The organism is Streptosporangium sp. CA-115845 (genome assembly GCF_050943795.1).
Taxonomy (GTDB): Bacteria; Actinomycetota; Actinomycetes; order Streptosporangiales; family Streptosporangiaceae; genus Streptosporangium.
In genome coordinates this window covers 7047651-7063979 of sequence record NZ_CP191988.1, presented here as the reverse complement: position 1 = coordinate 7063979, position 16329 = coordinate 7047651, and the positions used below count along the sequence as shown (strand labels likewise).

At 70.5% G+C, this 16329-nt stretch carries 12 protein-coding genes; 5 read left to right on the top strand and 7 right to left on the bottom strand.

The genetic code is table 11. The features are described from left to right. Positions 1 to 19: 19 nt before the first annotated feature. Positions 20 to 1852 (bottom strand): ABC transporter ATP-binding protein, encoded by a 1833-nt coding sequence (locus ACQP0P_RS33685; protein WP_433362723.1) that lies wholly within the window; start codon positions 1850 to 1852, stop codon positions 20 to 22. Positions 1853 to 2197: 345 nt separating this feature from the next. On the opposite strand from ACQP0P_RS33685, the gene ACQP0P_RS33680 reads away from it, so the two are divergent. Beyond that, positions 2198 to 4297: a M6 family metalloprotease domain-containing protein gene (locus ACQP0P_RS33680; RefSeq protein WP_433362720.1), complete on the top strand. Its 2100-nt coding sequence runs from the start codon at positions 2198 to 2200 to the stop codon at positions 4295 to 4297. A 167-nt stretch (positions 4298 to 4464) separates the two neighbouring features. Next, positions 4465 to 7029 (top strand): tetratricopeptide repeat protein, encoded by a 2565-nt coding sequence (locus ACQP0P_RS33675; protein ID WP_433362717.1) that lies wholly within the window; start codon positions 4465 to 4467, stop codon positions 7027 to 7029. Between the two features lie 41 nt (positions 7030 to 7070). Here ACQP0P_RS33675 and ACQP0P_RS33670 read toward each other — a convergent pair whose 3' ends face one another. Continuing rightward, positions 7071 to 7943 (bottom strand): hypothetical protein, encoded by an 873-nt coding sequence (locus ACQP0P_RS33670; protein WP_433362714.1) that lies wholly within the window; start codon positions 7941 to 7943, stop codon positions 7071 to 7073. A 160-nt stretch (positions 7944 to 8103) separates the two neighbouring features. Here ACQP0P_RS33670 and ACQP0P_RS33665 point away from each other — a divergent pair, with 160 nt between their 5' ends. After that, the gene (locus tag ACQP0P_RS33665) at positions 8104 to 8901 is read left to right on the top strand and encodes a tyrosine-protein phosphatase (protein WP_433362711.1); all 798 of its coding nucleotides are present in this window, start codon (positions 8104 to 8106) and stop codon (positions 8899 to 8901) included. An 88-nt stretch (positions 8902 to 8989) separates the two neighbouring features. Here the strand turns inward: ACQP0P_RS33665 and ACQP0P_RS33660 are convergent, their stop codons facing one another. Then, on the bottom strand, positions 8990 to 10036 hold the full coding sequence (locus tag ACQP0P_RS33660; RefSeq protein ID WP_433362708.1) for a Gfo/Idh/MocA family oxidoreductase: 1047 nt from the start codon (positions 10034 to 10036) through the stop codon (positions 8990 to 8992). Then, a complete protein-coding gene (locus tag ACQP0P_RS33655) occupies positions 10029 to 10937 on the bottom strand; it encodes a proteasome assembly chaperone family protein (protein ID WP_433362705.1) in 909 nt (302 codons plus the stop codon). Before ACQP0P_RS33655 ends, ACQP0P_RS33660 begins: the two co-directional genes overlap by 8 nt. A 456-nt stretch (positions 10938 to 11393) precedes the next feature. On the opposite strand from ACQP0P_RS33655, the gene ACQP0P_RS33650 reads away from it, so the two are divergent. Then, entirely contained in the window at positions 11394 to 12236 is an 843-nt protein-coding gene (locus ACQP0P_RS33650; RefSeq protein WP_433362702.1) for a 4-epi-cubebol synthase, read from the top strand. A gap of 310 nt (positions 12237 to 12546) precedes the next feature. Here ACQP0P_RS33650 and ACQP0P_RS33645 read toward each other — a convergent pair whose 3' ends face one another. Then, positions 12547 to 14661: an ATP-binding protein gene (locus ACQP0P_RS33645; protein ID WP_433362699.1), complete on the bottom strand. Its 2115-nt coding sequence runs from the start codon at positions 14659 to 14661 to the stop codon at positions 12547 to 12549. A 167-nt stretch (positions 14662 to 14828) separates the two neighbouring features. On the opposite strand from ACQP0P_RS33645, the gene ACQP0P_RS33640 reads away from it, so the two are divergent. Next, a complete protein-coding gene (locus ACQP0P_RS33640; protein WP_355558313.1) occupies positions 14829 to 14996 on the top strand; it encodes a hypothetical protein in 168 nt (55 codons plus the stop codon). 141 nt (positions 14997 to 15137) lie between these two features. Here ACQP0P_RS33640 and ACQP0P_RS33635 read toward each other — a convergent pair whose 3' ends face one another. Together ACQP0P_RS33635 and ACQP0P_RS33630 are read right to left on the bottom strand one after the other, a co-directional pair. Further along, positions 15138 to 15653 (bottom strand): NUDIX hydrolase, encoded by a 516-nt coding sequence (locus ACQP0P_RS33635; RefSeq protein ID WP_433362695.1) that lies wholly within the window; start codon positions 15651 to 15653, stop codon positions 15138 to 15140. 19 nt (positions 15654 to 15672) lie between these two features. Beyond that, positions 15673 to 16257 carry a helix-turn-helix domain-containing protein gene (locus tag ACQP0P_RS33630; protein WP_433362692.1) on the bottom strand — a complete coding sequence of 195 codons (585 nt, stop codon included), beginning with the start codon at positions 16255 to 16257 and terminating at the stop codon, positions 15673 to 15675. Positions 16258 to 16329 lie beyond the last annotated feature (72 nt).

The window sequence follows — 16329 nt, the reverse complement described above, 5'->3', positions numbered from 1 at the left end:
CCACCGGGATACGGCCCGGTCAGGTCGTGGTGAGGGAGCGGTCGCGGTTGACCAGGGCGGCGTAGGGGCCGCCGGCGGCGAGGAGATCGTCGTGGCTGCCGCGTTCGACGACGCGGCCCCGGTCGAGGACCACGATCTGGTCGGCGTCGCGGATCGTCGACAGGCGGTGCGCGATCGTGATGGTGGTCCGGCCGCGTGACAGGGTGTCCAGCGCCTCCTGGACGGCGCGCTCGGTCTGGGTGTCCAGGGCGCTGGTGGCCTCGTCGAGGACCAGTACGGGCGGGTCGCGCAGCAGCGTCCTGGCGATGGCCAGGCGCTGCTTCTCGCCGCCGGAGAAGCGGTAGCCGCGCTCGCCGACCACGGTCTCGTACCCCTCGGGCAGCGAGGCGATGTGGTCGTGGATCCGGGCGGCCCGGGCGGCGGAGACGATCTCCTCGTCGGTGGCCGAGGGGTTGGCGAACCGCAGGTTGTCGGCGATCGAGGAGTGGAACAGGTAGGTCTCCTGGGAGACCACGCCGACCGTCTCGGCCAGGGCCTCGAAGGTCAGCTCGCGCACGTCCACCCCGTCGACGGTGATCCGCCCGCCGGTCACGTCGTACAGCCGGGGCAGCAGGTAGCTCAGCGTGGTCTTGCCCGAGCCGGTCTCGCCGACCACGGCCAGGGTGGTGCCCGCGGGGACGACGAGGTCGATGTCCGACAGGGTCGGGGTCTCTCCGTAGGAGAAGTCGACGTGCTCGAAGCGGATCTCGCCGCGTACGCTCTTCGGCGTGCGGGTGCCGGGGTGGATGTCCACGGCCAGGTCCAGGTACTCGAAGATCCGGGCGAACAGCGCCAGGGAGCTCTGCACGTCGACGCCGAGCCGGAGCAGCGACACCGAAGGGCGGAACAGGTTCAGCTGGAGGGTGGTGAAGGCGACGACGGTGCCGATGGAGATCGCCGAGGTCAGTCCGGTGGCCCAGTAGATCATCGCGGGCATGGCCGCCATGATGATCTGGATGGTGGACTGCCGCCAGCGCCCGGCCATGCTGGAGCGGAGTTCCAGGACGGCCAGTTCGTCCGAGGCGACGGAGAACCGCCTGGCGAGCTCGGGGCCCTGGCCCATCGTCCGGCCCAGCAGGATGCCGCTGATCGACAGCGACTCCTGGATCATCGACGACATGGCGGCCATCTTCCGCTGCCGCTCGGAGGTGATCTTTCTGCGTTCCCGGCCGACCCGGCGGCTGATGCCGACGAAGAGCGGGAGCAGCAGCAGCGACACCACGGTCAGCCGCCAGTCCAGCACCAGCATCGCGATGACCGTCGCGATCACGGTGGTCAGGTTGGAGACGATCGCGGCGGCGGTGGAGGTGACCACCAGTTGCATGCCGCCGATGTCGCTGGCGATGCGCGACTGCACCTCGCCGGTCCTGGTGCGGGTGAAGAAGGCCATGGACATGCGCTGCAGGTGGCCGTAGACGGCGGTGCGCAGATCGTGCATGACGCGCTGGCCGACCCCGTTGGAGATCAGCATCTGGATGACGTCGAGCACGCTGGTGACGACGGCGACCGCGACCATACCGAGTACGAGCAGCGTCAGCAGACCGGTCCTGCCGTGCGGGATGGCGTCGTCGAGCACCGCGCGGAGCATGAACGGCGAGGCCAGCGAGACGAGCGAGGACAGTCCGATGAGGGCGCCCACGATGACCAGCCGGCCCCGGTAGGGGCGGAACAGGCCGACGACGCGCCGCAGGGGCGCGCGGGGCTCGCTGTTCGCGGGGGGTGGTCCGTCTTCGGGGGGCGCTTCGTCCGCGCGGGGATCGTCGGTCATGCGAGGGGGTTCGTGCCGTTCGGCACTCCTGGTCTGTTCCGTCATGGAACTCCCTTCTGAAGTTTGCTCGAACTAGAGATTACTGTGCTGGTCAGGCCCTTCCTTGGGCAGCCGACCCGTCGAGGAGTCCGCCCGGCGGGAGCGGCCTGATCTCGAACGCGTCATGCGGGAGACCGGACCCGTGAGGGGGCGAACCTCCCGGCTTCGGTGACTCTGTTGCCCGATCGCCGCCGGCCGACGTCCGGCATCGTCATCCGGTACCGGACGCGCAGGTCTCGGAGAGCGAAAACGAATCGGGCAACGAAGTCTTCAGCGGCGGGGAGGAAGTCGACGACTTTCCTGGCAGGAGATCGTTGATCTATTCGAAAGCGATCTATAACGTCATTTAGCGTGACTCGTCCCCCCAAGTTGCTTAAAGTACTGATCGCCGCAGTTGTACTGATGCCCATCGGTCTCGCCTCCCTGCCCGCCTCCGCCGACCCCGCCCCGGACCCGGAGCACCCCTGGCGCCTGGAACACTGGCCCCAGACCCAGCCCTGGCAGCAGGACGCCCCCGAGGCTCCGGCCGCGCGGCACGCCCAGCCCGTCACCCCGGCCCCGATCGACCCGCAGAACTGGAAGAACCCGGACCACATGACGTGGGCCGACTACCGCAAACCCCCCGGCACCAACTGGGCCGACCCCGCGACCAAGGGTTCCAAGCGCACCTTCCGCGGCGCGCTCGTCCTGGCCGACTATCCCAACCAGCCGTTCGTGGTCACCCAGCCCAAGGGCTCGACGGTCTTCAGAAACCCCAGCGCCGAGGCCCACGACATTCCCCGTGACCAGGTCGCCGGCTTCTACCGGGACTTCCTCAACACCCCCAACGACCTCAACCGGGGCCACACCATCCACGAGTACTGGATGGAGGACTCCGGGGGTCGCTACGGCGTGGAGTTGACCGCGTTCGGCCCCTACCAGATGCCGGGCAAGTCACACGAGTACGCCATGGAGTTCCAGGGAGGCACCGCCTGCCCGGCCGGTGACACCTGCAACCGCAACATCAGGACCGACGCGCGGGCGGGGTGGATCGGCGACGTCGGCCAGGAGGTTCCGGCGGGCTTCGACTTCGTCTTCTACCTGAGCGCCGGCCAGGACGAGTCGGCCACCTGGCAGGAGTTCGGCCCGATCAAGTTCCCCACCAAGGAGGCGGTGACCGACGACTTCGGCCCGCCCGACCCGGCCCTGCCCAACTGGGCCAGAACCCGCTACGTGGAGTGGACGTCCTGGGCCTCGGCCTCCTCCATCTGGCCCAACGCCGGGGGCGGGTCCTCCACCCAGGCGGAGAGCTCGGGGCAGGGCGTCTACGCCCACGAGCTCAGCCACATCCTCGGCATCGGCGACAACTACAACAACCCGTTCGGGGTGCCGCCGCGCCGGGCCTACACCGGCATCTGGGAGATGCTCAGCCGGGGCAGCTTCAACGGCCCGGGCGGCCCGCACAGCCGCTGGATGATCCCGCCCACCGGGGGCGGCTCCATGGGAGCCCAGCACATGCTCCGCAACAAGATCAAGCTTGAGATGGTGGACGAGGCCAACGTGCTGCGCCTGTCGCGGGAGGCACTGGCGGAGTCGGGGCTCGTCGTGGCCAAGGTGACCGCCCGGGTGGCCCAGCCGGGATCCGGTGGCCTGTCCGGGGTCAACATCGCCTTCGGTGACGGCGACCGCAGCCCGGCCTGCGACGTGAACGCCGACCCGCTGTGCGACGGCGGCGGCTACAACAACTACACGCTCGAGGTCGTGGACCGGATGGGCGCCGACTCCTTCACTCCCGACTCCGGCGTGCTGCTGGCCAAGACCAAGAACGCCGACCGGGCGCCCTTCGAGTGGGTCATCGACGCCAACCCGCAGGACATCGGCATGACCGACTACGTCCTGCCGGACGGCACCGCCGTGCCCATCACGATCGGCGACTACCGCCAGTTGTCGGACGCCCTGTTCCACGCGGGCACCGGCTCGGGCTCCGAGTTCGAGTACGTGGACGAGGCGAACCGGCTGCACTTCTACGTCCTGGATCTCAAGCGCGACCGCACGGGCGTGCTCTCCTACACGGTGGCGATCCGCTCACTGGACGGCGCCGGCCCGAACAAGCGCGGGGTGAAGGTGCTCCCGTCCGTCGGCCTCCCGTCCGGCGACGGCCCTTCCACCTGCCGCTTCCCGCTGTTCAACACCGGCAGGGCCGCCCAGGCCGCCGGGCAGCACCCCGAGGATGTGAGCGCCTATCTCAAGAGTGACGTCTACCGGCTGTCGGCGAAGGTCGAGGGACGAGGCTGGACCGCCTCGCTGCCCAACGAGCTCGCGACCGCGGGCTCGGGCAAGAGCACGCTGGTCGCCGTCAACGCCCTGCGGGCGGCGGGCGGCAGCCACCTCGCGAAGGTGACCCTGACCGCCACCTCGGAGAGCGATCCCACCAAGACCGCCAAGGCGACCTGTCAGGTGCTGGGGCGCTGAGGCCCGGACCGTGTCACCCCCGGCGGGGGTGACACGGAAGGTGTCCGGAGTGAGGGCGCGCGGCGCGTTCCTCGTGGAGAATGGAGCTGATCGTCCGGTGGCCGGGTCACCCGGCCACCGGACGGTCGTTCGCAGGGCGTGTCGTGCTCTTCCTACGAGGGGTGTGAATGGCCGGGCCGTCGAACGTGCCTGATCGGCGTGGCTCCAGACCGCCGAGACGCCGGATCCCGCTGGCGGCGCCCGCGGTGGCGGGGATCGCCGCGGCCGTGGCCAGCGTCCTGGCGACCTCGCTGGACGTGTGGGAGCTGCCCACCGAGGCCAAGGTAGGCGCCACCGCGGTGGCCGGCCTCCTGGTCGGACTGCTCACCTGGGCGACGACCGGCAGGCGGTCCGAGGAGCAGGAACCGGCCGCCACGGCGCCGTGGCGGCCGCCGGACCAGTGGCCGCCGGTCTCCGCGCACTTCACCGGCCGTACCGAGTCGCTGGCCGAGCTGCGCGAGGTCTTCGCCGCGCGCCGCCGCTCCAGAGACCACGCGGAGAACGCCTCACCGCTGGTCGTCTCGGTGTACGGCAGGGGCGGGGTGGGCAAGTCCGTGCTCACCGCCAGGTTCGGCCACGAGATCGCCGGGAGCTTTCCCGACGGCCGCCTCTACGCGGACCTGCGCGGCGAGGTGGAGGCTCCGGTCGATCCGGAGGAGGTGCTGATCGGCTTCCTGCGCGCGCTCGGCGTCCGGCTCACCACCGACCCCGGAGGTCTCGCCGAGCTCCGCGCGCTCTGGCTGACCTGGACCAAGGGCAGGCGCATCCTCATCTGCCTGGACAACGCCCGGGACGGCGACCAGGTCAAGGACCTGATCCCGGCCGAGCCGGGGTGCGCGGTCCTGATCACCTCCAGGCAGCCGCTGTTCCTGCTCAACACCTACGACAAGCGGCTGTCGGTGTTCAGCGAGGCGCAGGGCGTCGAGCTGCTGGCCCGGCTGGCCGGGGACGACCGGGTCGCCGCCGACCTGGAGTCGGCCCAGGAGATCGTCCGGATGTGCGACCACCTGCCGCTGGCCATCAGCATCTGCGGCGGACGCCTGGCCACCCGGGAGAACTGGACGCTGCGCCGGCTCGCCGACCGGCTGCGGGACGAGCGCCGCCGCCTGGACCAGCTTGAGATCGCCCGCAGGCTGGACAAGAGCGTGCGGGCCTCCCTCCAGCTGAGCTACGACGACTGCACCGGCCTGCAGCGCCGCCTGTTGCGCCTGCTCAGCCTGCTGAGCGCTCCCGATGTGCCCGGCTGGGTGGCGGGGGAGCTGCTCGCCACCTCGGAACCCGAGGGCGCCGACCAGCTGGAGGCGCTCATCGACGCCCAGCTCGCCGAGTGCTCGGGTACCGACCTGTCCGGGGTGATGCGCTACCGGCTGCACGACCTCGTCAGGATCTTCGCCCGTGAGCTGGCGTTCTCCGACGACGACGACAGTCACCGCCGGGCCGCCATCGAGCGGGTCCTGTCCGGCTACCGCCGCCGCGCGGAGGCGGCGGCCGTGGCCCGCTGGCCCCAGGACTGGGGCCGCAGGGTCAGGCCCGCCGAGCCGGGAGCGGTGACGCAGGCCCAGGTCTCGGCGGCCGACTGGCTCAACGCCGAGCGGCTGACCCTGGTCGCCGTGATCGGACAGGCCAGGAGCATGCAGATGTGGGAGCTCGCCTGGGGGCTGGGCCGGGCCTTCTGCTCGCTCTGCCACTCGCTGCGGGCCTACTGGTCCGACTGGCGGGCGGTCGCCGAGATCCTGTGCGAGGCCGCGGAGCGGATGGACGACCGGCGGGCGCTGGGCATCGCGCTGCTGGACCGGGCGGCGGTGGCGGGCGGCCAGGGCGGCCACCACAGCGCCGCGGCGGACGCCGAACGGGCTCTGGAGATCTTCACCGACCTCGGCGAGTCCTGGTGGGCGGCGCGGGCGATGCGCACGGTCGGCATGACCCTGTTCAACAACGGCAACCTGGACCGGGGACAGGGCTACCTGATCGGCGCGGTCACCGCCTTCAAGGGCGAGGAGGACCGCTGGTGGACGGCCAGGGCCCGGCGCAACCTCGCGGAGCTCAGGCTTGCCCAGCGCAGGCCCGAGGAGGCGCGCGAACTGCTGGAGGAGGCCCTGGAGGTGTTCGAGCGCGACCGAAACCGCTACTCGGAGGCGCAGACGCTGCGCGCCTACGGGGAGGTGCTCGGTGTGACGGCCAGGGGATCGCACGCCGCCGGGGACAGCCGAGCCGCCGAGGAGGCATTCGCCAGGGCCGGTTTCAGCCTGGACCGGGCGGCCGAGATGTTCCGGCTCCGCGGCGAGCTGTGGGAGGAGGCCAGGTGCCTGCGCGCGGCAGGGGAGGTCGGCAACCCGGCCAACGCGCTCCGCGAGCTCACCTACGTGCGCCGGGCCACCGAGATGCTGACCGCGCTCGGCGACTCGTGGGGCGTCGCCAGGGCCGAGCTGTCGGCGGGACGCGCCCACGGGCGGCTCGGCCGCACGCGAGAGGCGCAGGAGTCGCTGCTGCGGGCGGTGCGCGACTTCGAGGAACTGGGTGATCGCTGGTGGATGGCCAGGAGCCTGCGCTACCTGGGAGAGGCGTATCTGGAGGCGGGTGAGCGGCAGGCCGCGGTGGACGCCCTGCGCCAGGCCCAGGACATCTACCGCAGCCTCGGCAACCAGGCGGGGATGGACCGCACCCTGGAACTCCTGCGCCGTGCGGAGGGCTGAGCGTCCCCCTTCACGCCTGGCCGAGAGCGCGGCCGGGGGCCTCAGGGGTCGGCGGTCGTCAGCAGGTGCCTGGCGGCGCCGCGGGCCTCGTCGATGCTCTCGTGGAACAACTCCCTGATCTGCCGGGCCTGCTCGGTCAGGCGTTCCAGGTCGGGGACGGCCAGCGCGTCCTCCGCCGTCTCGGCGATCAGCGCCTCGTACTGCGGGGTCCGTTCGGCGAGCACCTGAAGCTGCCGGTGGGCGAGGTAGAGGCCGTCGGCCTTGCGGACCTGCCTGGCGTACTCCTCCAGCGCGCGGATCCGCCTGGTCAGCGAGCTCTCAGCGGCCTTCAGCGCCTCGACATAGGGGGTGAACGCCTCGGCCACCTCCGGTGGGGGCGCGTCCGGTACGAGGCGGCGGTGCTCGGCCCTCAGCTTCGACAACCGCACCAGTTTCGTGGCGATCTGCCAGGTCTGCGCGGGCAGCGTCACCGCGTTGTCGATCGTGTCGAGCAGCCCTGCCTGGTTGATCCGGGAGTCGAGCACCGTCCTGGTGGCGTCCTGTGCGCGGCGGAGCAGGTCGCCGCAGTCGGTGTCGAGGTCCTCGGGCAGGATGAACCGGTCGCCGTGCTCCACGGCCAGCCGGACGCGCCGCCGCTCGCGCAGGCTCCGGGGGTTGTCGCTCAGGCTGCGCAGCGCGGCGATGAAGATCAGGATGAGGGCGGCGAGGAAGCCTCCCGTGCTGCTCAGCACCGCCATGAGCAGCAGGATCCCGGCGATCGCGAACGCCTTGATGAGATCGGGTCTCCCGGCCTCGGGGATGTGTCCCAGCCGGGCCGCGCGCAGCGCCTGCGGGCCGGCGCGCAGGACCGAGGAGATCGATTCGGGCAGAGCCGGATCGATCAGCAGATGCGGGGCGCGTCTTCTCGGATCCACGCGACCTCCTTGCGTCGGGACACAGGCGGGCACCTTCACTCTTCCTCATGGAGAAAAATGCGGTGCATTTACGGACGCGGTACATGGACATCGGCAATTACGGAAATAGGTCCTATGCGTTAACTGGCCATACGTAAAGGGGAGTATAAACTTGGCGGCGATGAACGACTTCACGCGTTGGATTGATCTTGAAGGTGCCGTCAACGTACGCGACCTCGGCGGGCTCGCCACGGTGGACGGCGGGACCACACGCTTCGGCCGCATCTACCGGGCCGACAACCTGCAGCATCTGACCGAGCGGGACATTCAGCTGCTCGTCGCCGACCTGAAGCTCCGCAACGTCGTCGACCTGCGCTCGGGTCCGGAGGTGCGGCTGGAGGGGCCGGGACCGCTCACCGGGGTGCCGGAGGTGAGCATCCACCACCTCACCCTGTTCGCCGAGGGCGGCAGGTACACCGATGTCGAGGCCGACACCATCGACGCGGACCGGGTGCTGCCCTGGACGGCGCGGGACGAGGAGGACCTCGCCGAGTTGCGGGTGACCGGCTACTACTACGCCTACCTCCGCGACCGTCCCGACTCGGTCCTGGCGGCCCTGCGCGCCATGGCCCGCGACGACGGCGCGGCCCTCGTGCACTGCGCGGCGGGCAAGGACCGCACCGGTGTCGTCAGCGCCCTCGCGCTGGAGGTCGCCGGTGCCACCCGTGAGGCGATCGTCGCCGACTACGTCGCCACGGGTGACCGCCTGGAGGGCATCCTGGCCCGGCTGCGTTCCAGCGCCACCTACCGTGACGACCTCGACACCCGCCCGGCCGACGACCACCGGCCGAGGCCCGAGTACATCGAGCAGTTCCTGCACGTCCTGGACAACCGTTTCGGCGGCCCGCTCGAATGGCTCGCCTCGCACGGCTGGAGCGCGAGCGACTCCGGTCTCCTCCGCGCCCGCCTGCGCGACTGAGGTTCCCTGTCAGGTCGCGCGACCGGCCCGCGCTTCCGGTACGGAGGCGCGGCACCCGGATGTTGAGCGGTGGCGCGTCGTCAGGTCGTCAGAGGGTGACGACCCGGCGCTCGGCGGCCGAGCGCCGGGCCGCCTCCAGCACCGTGAGAGCCTCGACGACCTCCCCGGGGTCGACCGGTGGCGGAGCGCCCTGGCGCAGACCGGCGGCCACGGCCCGGTAGAACCCGGCGTAGGCGCCGGGTTCGGTGGGGACGACGCGGTTGTCGTCGTCGGTGCCGAGGGTGCCCCACCGCTCCGGAGGCTCGGCACCGAAGCCGGGAGAGGCGGGGGTGAGACCGGCGCGCAACTGCTCCTCCTGCACGTCCAGCCCGTACTTCAGGTAGCCCGCCCGCGAGCCGAGCACCCGGAAGCGGGGGCCGAGCCGGGGGGCGACCGCGCCGGCCCACAGGTGGGAACGGGCCCCGCCCACGTGGGAGAGGGCGATGAAGGTGTCGTCGTCGGCGTTCACCCCCGGGCGCCGCACGTCCGACTCGGCGTAGACGTCGACGACCGGGCCGAGCAGGCGCAGCACCTGGTCGACCAGGTGGCTGCCGAGGTCGTAGAGCAGCCCGGCGACCTCGTCGGTGCCGCCCGTCTCGCGCCAGCCGCCCTTCGGCAGCGGCCGCCAGCGCTCGAAGCGCGACTCCAGCCGGGTGATCTCGCCGAGCTCGCCCGCCGCGACCAGCCGCCCGAGCGTCAGGAAGTCGCCGTCCCAGCGCCGGTTCTGGAACACGGTCAGCATCAGGCCCCTGGCACGCGCCAGCTCCACCAGGCCGCGCGCCTGTCCGGCGGTCGCGGCCAGCGGTTTGTCCACCACGACCGGCAGGCCGGCCTTCAGGGCGGCCTCCGCCAGCGGAACGTGGGTGCGGTTGGGGGAGGCGATCACGACCAGGTCGACCGGGTCGGCGCCGTCCCACAGGGCGGCGGCGTCGCCGACCACCCGCGCGCCGTACCTCCCCGAGGCCTCGGCGGCCCGGCCGGGGTCACCGGTGACCACCGCGGACAGCCGCATACCGGGGGTCGCGGTGATCAGCGGGGCATGGAAGAACGCCCCCGCCACCCCGTACCCGATGAGGCCGACGCGCAGGTCAGTCACCGCGATGTTCGTCGCGTTCGGCCAGGAACGCCTCGAACTGGGCGGCGAGTTCGTCGCCGGTCGGCATCTCCGTGGACTCGGCCATCAGGCTCGCGCGCTCGGAGCCCGCGGCGAACGCGTCGTACTGCTGTTCCAGACCGGTGATGGCGGTGGACAGCTCCTGGGATGCCTCGATCTGCTCGGCGATCTCGGCGTCGGTCTTCCCGGCGGCCTCGCGCAGGCCATCCAGCGGGAACACCAGCCCGGTGCTCTTGGTGACCGCCTCCAGCGCGGTCACCGCGGCCGAGGGGTATTCGGCCTGCGCCAGATAGTGCGGAACGTGCACGGCGTAGCCGAGGGCGTCGTGCCCCTTGGCGCCGAGCCGGAACTCGATCAGCGCGGTCGCGCTGCCGGGCACCTGGACCTTGCCGAAGGCGCTGGTCTGACCGGCGACGAGCTCGGGCCGGGTGGCGTGTCCGGTGACGCCCAGCGGGCGGGTGTGCGGGACGGCCATCGGGATGCCGTGGAAGGTCACCAGCCTGCCGACGCCCAGCCGGGTGACCAGCGTTTCGACGGCGGAGGTGAACAGCTCCCACTCGCGGTCCGGCTCGGGGCCACTGAGCAGCAGGAACGGTGTGTCGGTGCTGTCCTGGACGAGGTGCAGCGTGATCTCGGAGCTCTCCACGGACACCCAGCGGTCACTGTCGAAGGTCATGGTGGGCCGCCGGGAGCGGTAGTCGAGCAGGCGGTCCACGTCAAAGGTCGCCACGACCCGGTGCTCCAGCTCGTCGAGCAGATGGGTGATGGCGAGCCGTCCGGCGCCACCGGCGTCCACGAACCCGTCGAAGTGGTAGAGCAGCACCGGATCGGTCAGCTCAGGGACGTCTCCGCTGAGCCGGTAGAGATCCGTCGGGTCGAACACCGTTTTCCAGCCTTTCGTCGATCGTCTCTTCAGCTCAACCCACGGGGGGTCCGTTGAATTCCGGATGCCCTCGGCGGTCACAGGCACCCTATCGGGGCACAACGGGTCACATGCAGCCTGACCCTGAGCTTGAGGAGTTCGCAACCCGTCTGTTCGACCTGGCGAGAGCCGGTGAGACGGAGACGCTCCGTGCCTACCCTCGGCGACGGACGCGGCCCGGATGTTCGGCCAGGGCGAATACCGGAAATGGTTCGGGCGTTAAGCCGAAAATTGCGATATCCAGGTGTTTGCCGATGTATAGGAAAAGTATCGCCCTTCGGCCATCCTTGAGGAGTGGGAACTACTACTACGCGTAGGTCAGGCCTACCACTTCGCGTCCCCCCGTTACCCTGCCCCTTTCCCAGCGAGGTCAGCCCCCATGTCGAAAGGGTCAACGCCGAGACCCTCGACTGGCTGGTGGACACCGGCATCCTGGATGACGCCGAGACCGTGGAGCGCTATCGGCGGGCGAAGTACGGCTGGCTGGGGGCCCGTACGTACCCCTACGCCGAGCACCACACGCTCCGCCTGGTGACCGACTGGTGCGTGTGGCTGTTCGCCTTCGACGACGCCTTCTGCGAGTCGGGCCGCGGCGCAGGCGAGATAACCCGCGCCCTGCCCCGGCTGTTCACCGTCCTCGACGACCTGGAGACCGGGCAGGAGGTCGACGACGTCTTCGCCAGGACGCTTCTGGAGATCAAGGGCAGGATCGCCAGATACGGGGACGACGACCAGCTCGACCGCTGGCGCTCCGTTACCAAGGACTACCTCTTCGCCCAGGTGTGGGAGGCCGCCAACTGCGAGGCCGACGTGGTTCCGCAGCTGGACGACTACCTCTTCATGCGGCGGCGCACCGGTGCCATGCTCACGGTCTTCGCCCTCATCGACGTCGCGAGCGGACGCGCCCTCACCCCCGAGGAGTGGCGCCACCCCGACGTCAAGGCGATCACCGAGAGCGCCAACGACGTCGTGGTCTGGGACAACGACCTCATCTCCTACGCCAAGGAGAGCGAGGGCGTCAACTCCCGCAACAACCTGGTGAGCGTGCTCGCCAGGCACCGGGGCTACTCCCGGCAGCAGGCGATGGAGGCGATCGGCGCCATGCGCAACCAGGCCATCGCCGACATGGTGGCGCTGCGCCCCTCCCTTGAGGCGCTCGGCTCCGAGGCGGTGCTCGCCTACGTGCGCGGCCTGGAGTTCTGGATCAGCGGCAGCGTCGACTACTCGCTGACCAGCTCCCGTTACCAGGATCGTCCGTAGTGCTCCGGCGGTTACGCCGCGGGTGAAGCGGACTCTCCCGCGTAGCGGGGCTGGAAAAGCTGTTTCGCCGCTACGACGGAACAGCGGGTAGTACGGTGATCGCCGTCAGGTACCGCCGGGCGGGTGGGAACGCGGGCCGGAAGGCTCGAAAGCCGGTGGAGACCCGGTAAGACCACTTCGGTGGCACAGGTCGGTGAAGCAGGAAGCCGCAGAAGTGCCGCATCGGCGGCACAGGCTGAATCTTCGGCATTCATGCCGAAGAGCGCGTCAAACGACGGCCTGGCAGCAGGGGGAGAGTCCGCCGGGTGACTCACCCGGAGAGCACCTGACCGTCCTCGTGGTCTCCGAGCGCGAGGACGATCAGCTCCTCCAGGTTCAGCTTCCTGCCCCGGGAGAAGGCCTCCTCGTGTGCCTCGTCGCCGAGGACGCGCCTGCACTCCTTGACGCAGCGGTCGTGCTCGGAGTTGAAGAAGGGGGAGCCCATCTGCGGCATCCCGAAGGTCCGCCAGTTGGCCTGACCGCCGCCCATCAGCAGGGAGGCGAGCACCGGCTGACCGTCCTCCAGCGCCTGCCTGGCGACCACCTCGATCGCCAGGCCGATGCCGAGCACGTCGTGGAAGTAGCGTTTGAGGCGGAGCGCCTCACGGGCGTTCGACGTGGCCTCGGGCGAGCGGCCCATCGCCTGGCACACGCTGGCGAGCGCGTAGATGGCGTACGAGCGCAGCCACAGCTCGCCGCGCTGGGTGCAGACCGCGATGCAGTCGCGCAGCAGCACCTCGGCCTCGGCCGGCTCGTTCTGGATGAGCAGCACCATGGACAGCTCGACGATCGAGGGGAGCAGACCCGGGTTGAGCTCCCGCCCGCTCTTGTGGAACTCGATCGCCACGCCCAGCAGCGCGCTCGCCTTCTGCAGGTCGTTCTGGAGGAAGGCGGCGGTGCCGAGCATCTTGGTGGCCAGGATGACCGCGCCCGAGTCGCCGACCCTGACGGCGTCCGAGCTGCACTGCTCCGCGGCCTCGATGGCACCGCTGATGTTGCCCTGCGCGCTGTTGATGTAGGACAGCACCCAGAGCGCCTTGCACCGCTCGGCGCTCGGCTGGCGAGCCAGCTCCAGGGTCTTCTCCAGGTAGAGCCTGCCCTCGCGGGCCAGCCCGCAGGCGACCCACATGAACCACAGGGAGGACAGCAGCTTCAGCCCGGACTGCACCTCGCCGGGGGTGCGCAGGCAGTAGTCGAGCGCGACGCGGATGTTGTCGTGCTCGTGGCGCATCCTGACGTACCAGTAGACCTGGCGGGCGCCCGACCAGGCGTCCTCGCTCCTTGAGGCCAGCTGCAGGTAGTAGTCGCGGTGCTTCTCCCTGATCCGGTCGCGCTCGCCGAGCTTGTCCAGCCACTCCTCGCCGTACTGCCGCAGGGTGTCGATCAGCCGGTAGCGGTGCCCGGACGGCGTGCCGTCGCTCAGCAGGATCGACTTCTCCACCAGGCTGGAGATGAGGTCCATGATGTCCTCTGAGGGGAGGCTGTCCCCTGAGCAGACGTAGCGGGCGGCATCGAGCTCGAAGTCTCCGGCGAAGACCGACAGCCGTGCCCACAGGAGCCGCTCGGCCGGTTCGCACAGCTCGTGGCTCCAGCCGATCGCGGCCCGCAGCGTCTGGTGCCTGGGCAGCGCGGTGCGGCTGGCCCCCGCGAGCAGGCTGAACCGGTCGGCCAGCAGGCCGAGGATCTGCTCCACGGAGAGCGCGCGCATCCGGACCGCGGCCAGCTCGATGGCGAGCGGGATGCCGTCGAGACGGCGGCAGAGCTCGGCCACCGGGCCGATGTTGCCCTCGTCCAGCATGAAGTTGGGCACCACCGCACCGGCCCGCGCGACGAAGAGCTGAACCGCCTCGTTGGTGAAGACGTCCTCGCCCGGGGAGTCGCCGGGGACGGTCAGCGGCGGGATGGTGACCGTGTGCTCGCCCTTGGCGTTCAGCGACTGGCGGCTGGTCGCCAGGATGGTCAGGCCCTTGGCGCTGCGGAGCAGGTCCTCGAAGAGCGCGGCGCACGCGTCGACCAGGTGCTCGCAGGTGTCGATGATCAGGAGGATCTCGCGGTCGCCCAGCCACTCGATCAGCGTCTCGTCCGCCGAGCGGGCGGACTGGTCGGCGATCCCGAGGGCCGAGGTGATCGTGTGGCGCACCATCCCCGAGTCCTGGAGGCGGGCCAGGTCGGCGAACCAGACGCCGTCCTTGAACTGGCTGCGCATCAGATGCGCGATCCGCAGGGCGGTGCGTGACTTGCCGACCCCTCCGATGCCGGTCACCGTGACCAGGCGGTGCTCGTCCAACCGCTGCCTGAGCGTGGTGAGCAACCTGGTGCGCCCCACGAAGCTGGTCAGCTCGTTGGGGAGATTGCCGTCTCGCCGCCATCCTGCTGGCGTTGTCATGGCGCCTCACGGGGGTTGCGGAAACCTGCCCTCGCATCGTACCCGCTGGGCTTTCACCTGTCCCCGGCGTCGCCAAGCCCCGCCTGCCTTCTCCGCGAAGAGGCAGGTCCGGCCTATCTTCTCCGCGAAGAGCGAAGACCGGCCGGGCGGATGGCTAGCATGGGCACGTGACAGTGCTCGAACCCGATGACCTGCGTCCCGTCGACCTCGCAGACGACGGCCTGCCGGTCCTGCCCGACCAGACCGCCGACGACACCGACGTCGGCTGGAGCGAGTGGCGCGAGGCCGACGACGACGCCCGCCTGATCGAGGAGCGCCCCCCGCACTGGGGCTGACCTACGTCCGCGTCCCTCCGCGCCCGGACTCATCAGGCGCGGAAAGGGACATGTCAGGGCGGCCCCACCCGGGTGAGAAACGCCGATCGATCTCCCGGCGGGATGGCCGGGTGCTTCGGGCGGACCGACCGGCCGGGGCGATCACGCGCCGTCCTCGACCAGGTGGGCGAACTCCGGATGGTGCCACGGCAGGGTGACCGGTTCGGCGGGGAGGTCGCCCGCGAAGAGGCGGTCCAGCAGGGGCGGCAGGTTCCAGGGGACCACGTTGGCGGTGGTGGAGCGCAGTTCCGGCAGGGACCACCAGTGGTGGGCGCCGATATCGGTGCGTTCGTAGTCGGTGAAGCCCGAGGTGTCGACGGTGAAGCCGGGCACCCGCAGGAAGAAGTACGACTCGACGGAGTAGTACATCCGGCCGTTCCAGGCCCCCCGCCAGTGCCCCGCCGTCGTGGCGACCATCGGTCCCAGCAGGTCGGCGGTGACGCGGTGGCCGGTCTCTTCGAGGAGTTCGCGGGCGGCCGCGACGGCGACGGGCTCGCCCGGGTCGATCCCGCCGCCGGGGGTGAACCACGTGCCGTCCGCTCCTTGGAAGAGCAGCAGGCGGTCGTGGTGGTCGGCCAGGAAGACGCGGGCGGAGGGCCGCTGGATGGGGCGGGTCACCCTCACCACCTTAGGGAGTTCAGCCGACGCCGCTGACGGGGCTGCAGATCCACAGGACGCCGGCCATCTTGGTGCCGTCGTTGCGCACGTGGTGCGGCGTGCTGCTGCGGAACTCGATGCTGTCGCCGGCCCGTAGCACGTACGTGGCGTCGTCGAGGGTGAGCACGACCTCCCCCGCGGTGACGATGAAGACCTCCTGCGAGTCGCCATGGGTGTACGGCTCGTCACCGGTGCTCGATCCGGGATCGAACTCGCCGCCGTAGATCTCCAGGTTCCGCAGCGGGCGCTGGGTGATCAGGTATTTGCGCGCGCCGGGCTCGCTGGCCAGCCGGGGATGCTCCTCGAAGCGCACCGCCTGCGGCTTGGGTTGCTGGTCCTCGGTGAACAGGTCGGCCATGCTGACGCCGAGCGCCTCGGCGACGCTGCGCAGCGAGCCGATGCTGGCGCTGGTGTGCCCGCGTTCGAGCTGGCTGAGAAAGCTGGGGCTGACGCCCGCCGCGTCGGCGACGGTGCGCAGGGAGAGCCGGCGCATCGTGCGGAAACTACGGATCTGTTCTCCCACATGGCGGTGGACGGGGGCGGCCTGGGTGTCCTTCGGTGACATGGACGCCAACTCCTCGGTCTCCTGCGTGTGCGGCGGCAGGTGATCTTACCGGGTCACGGTTCGGCAGCACTA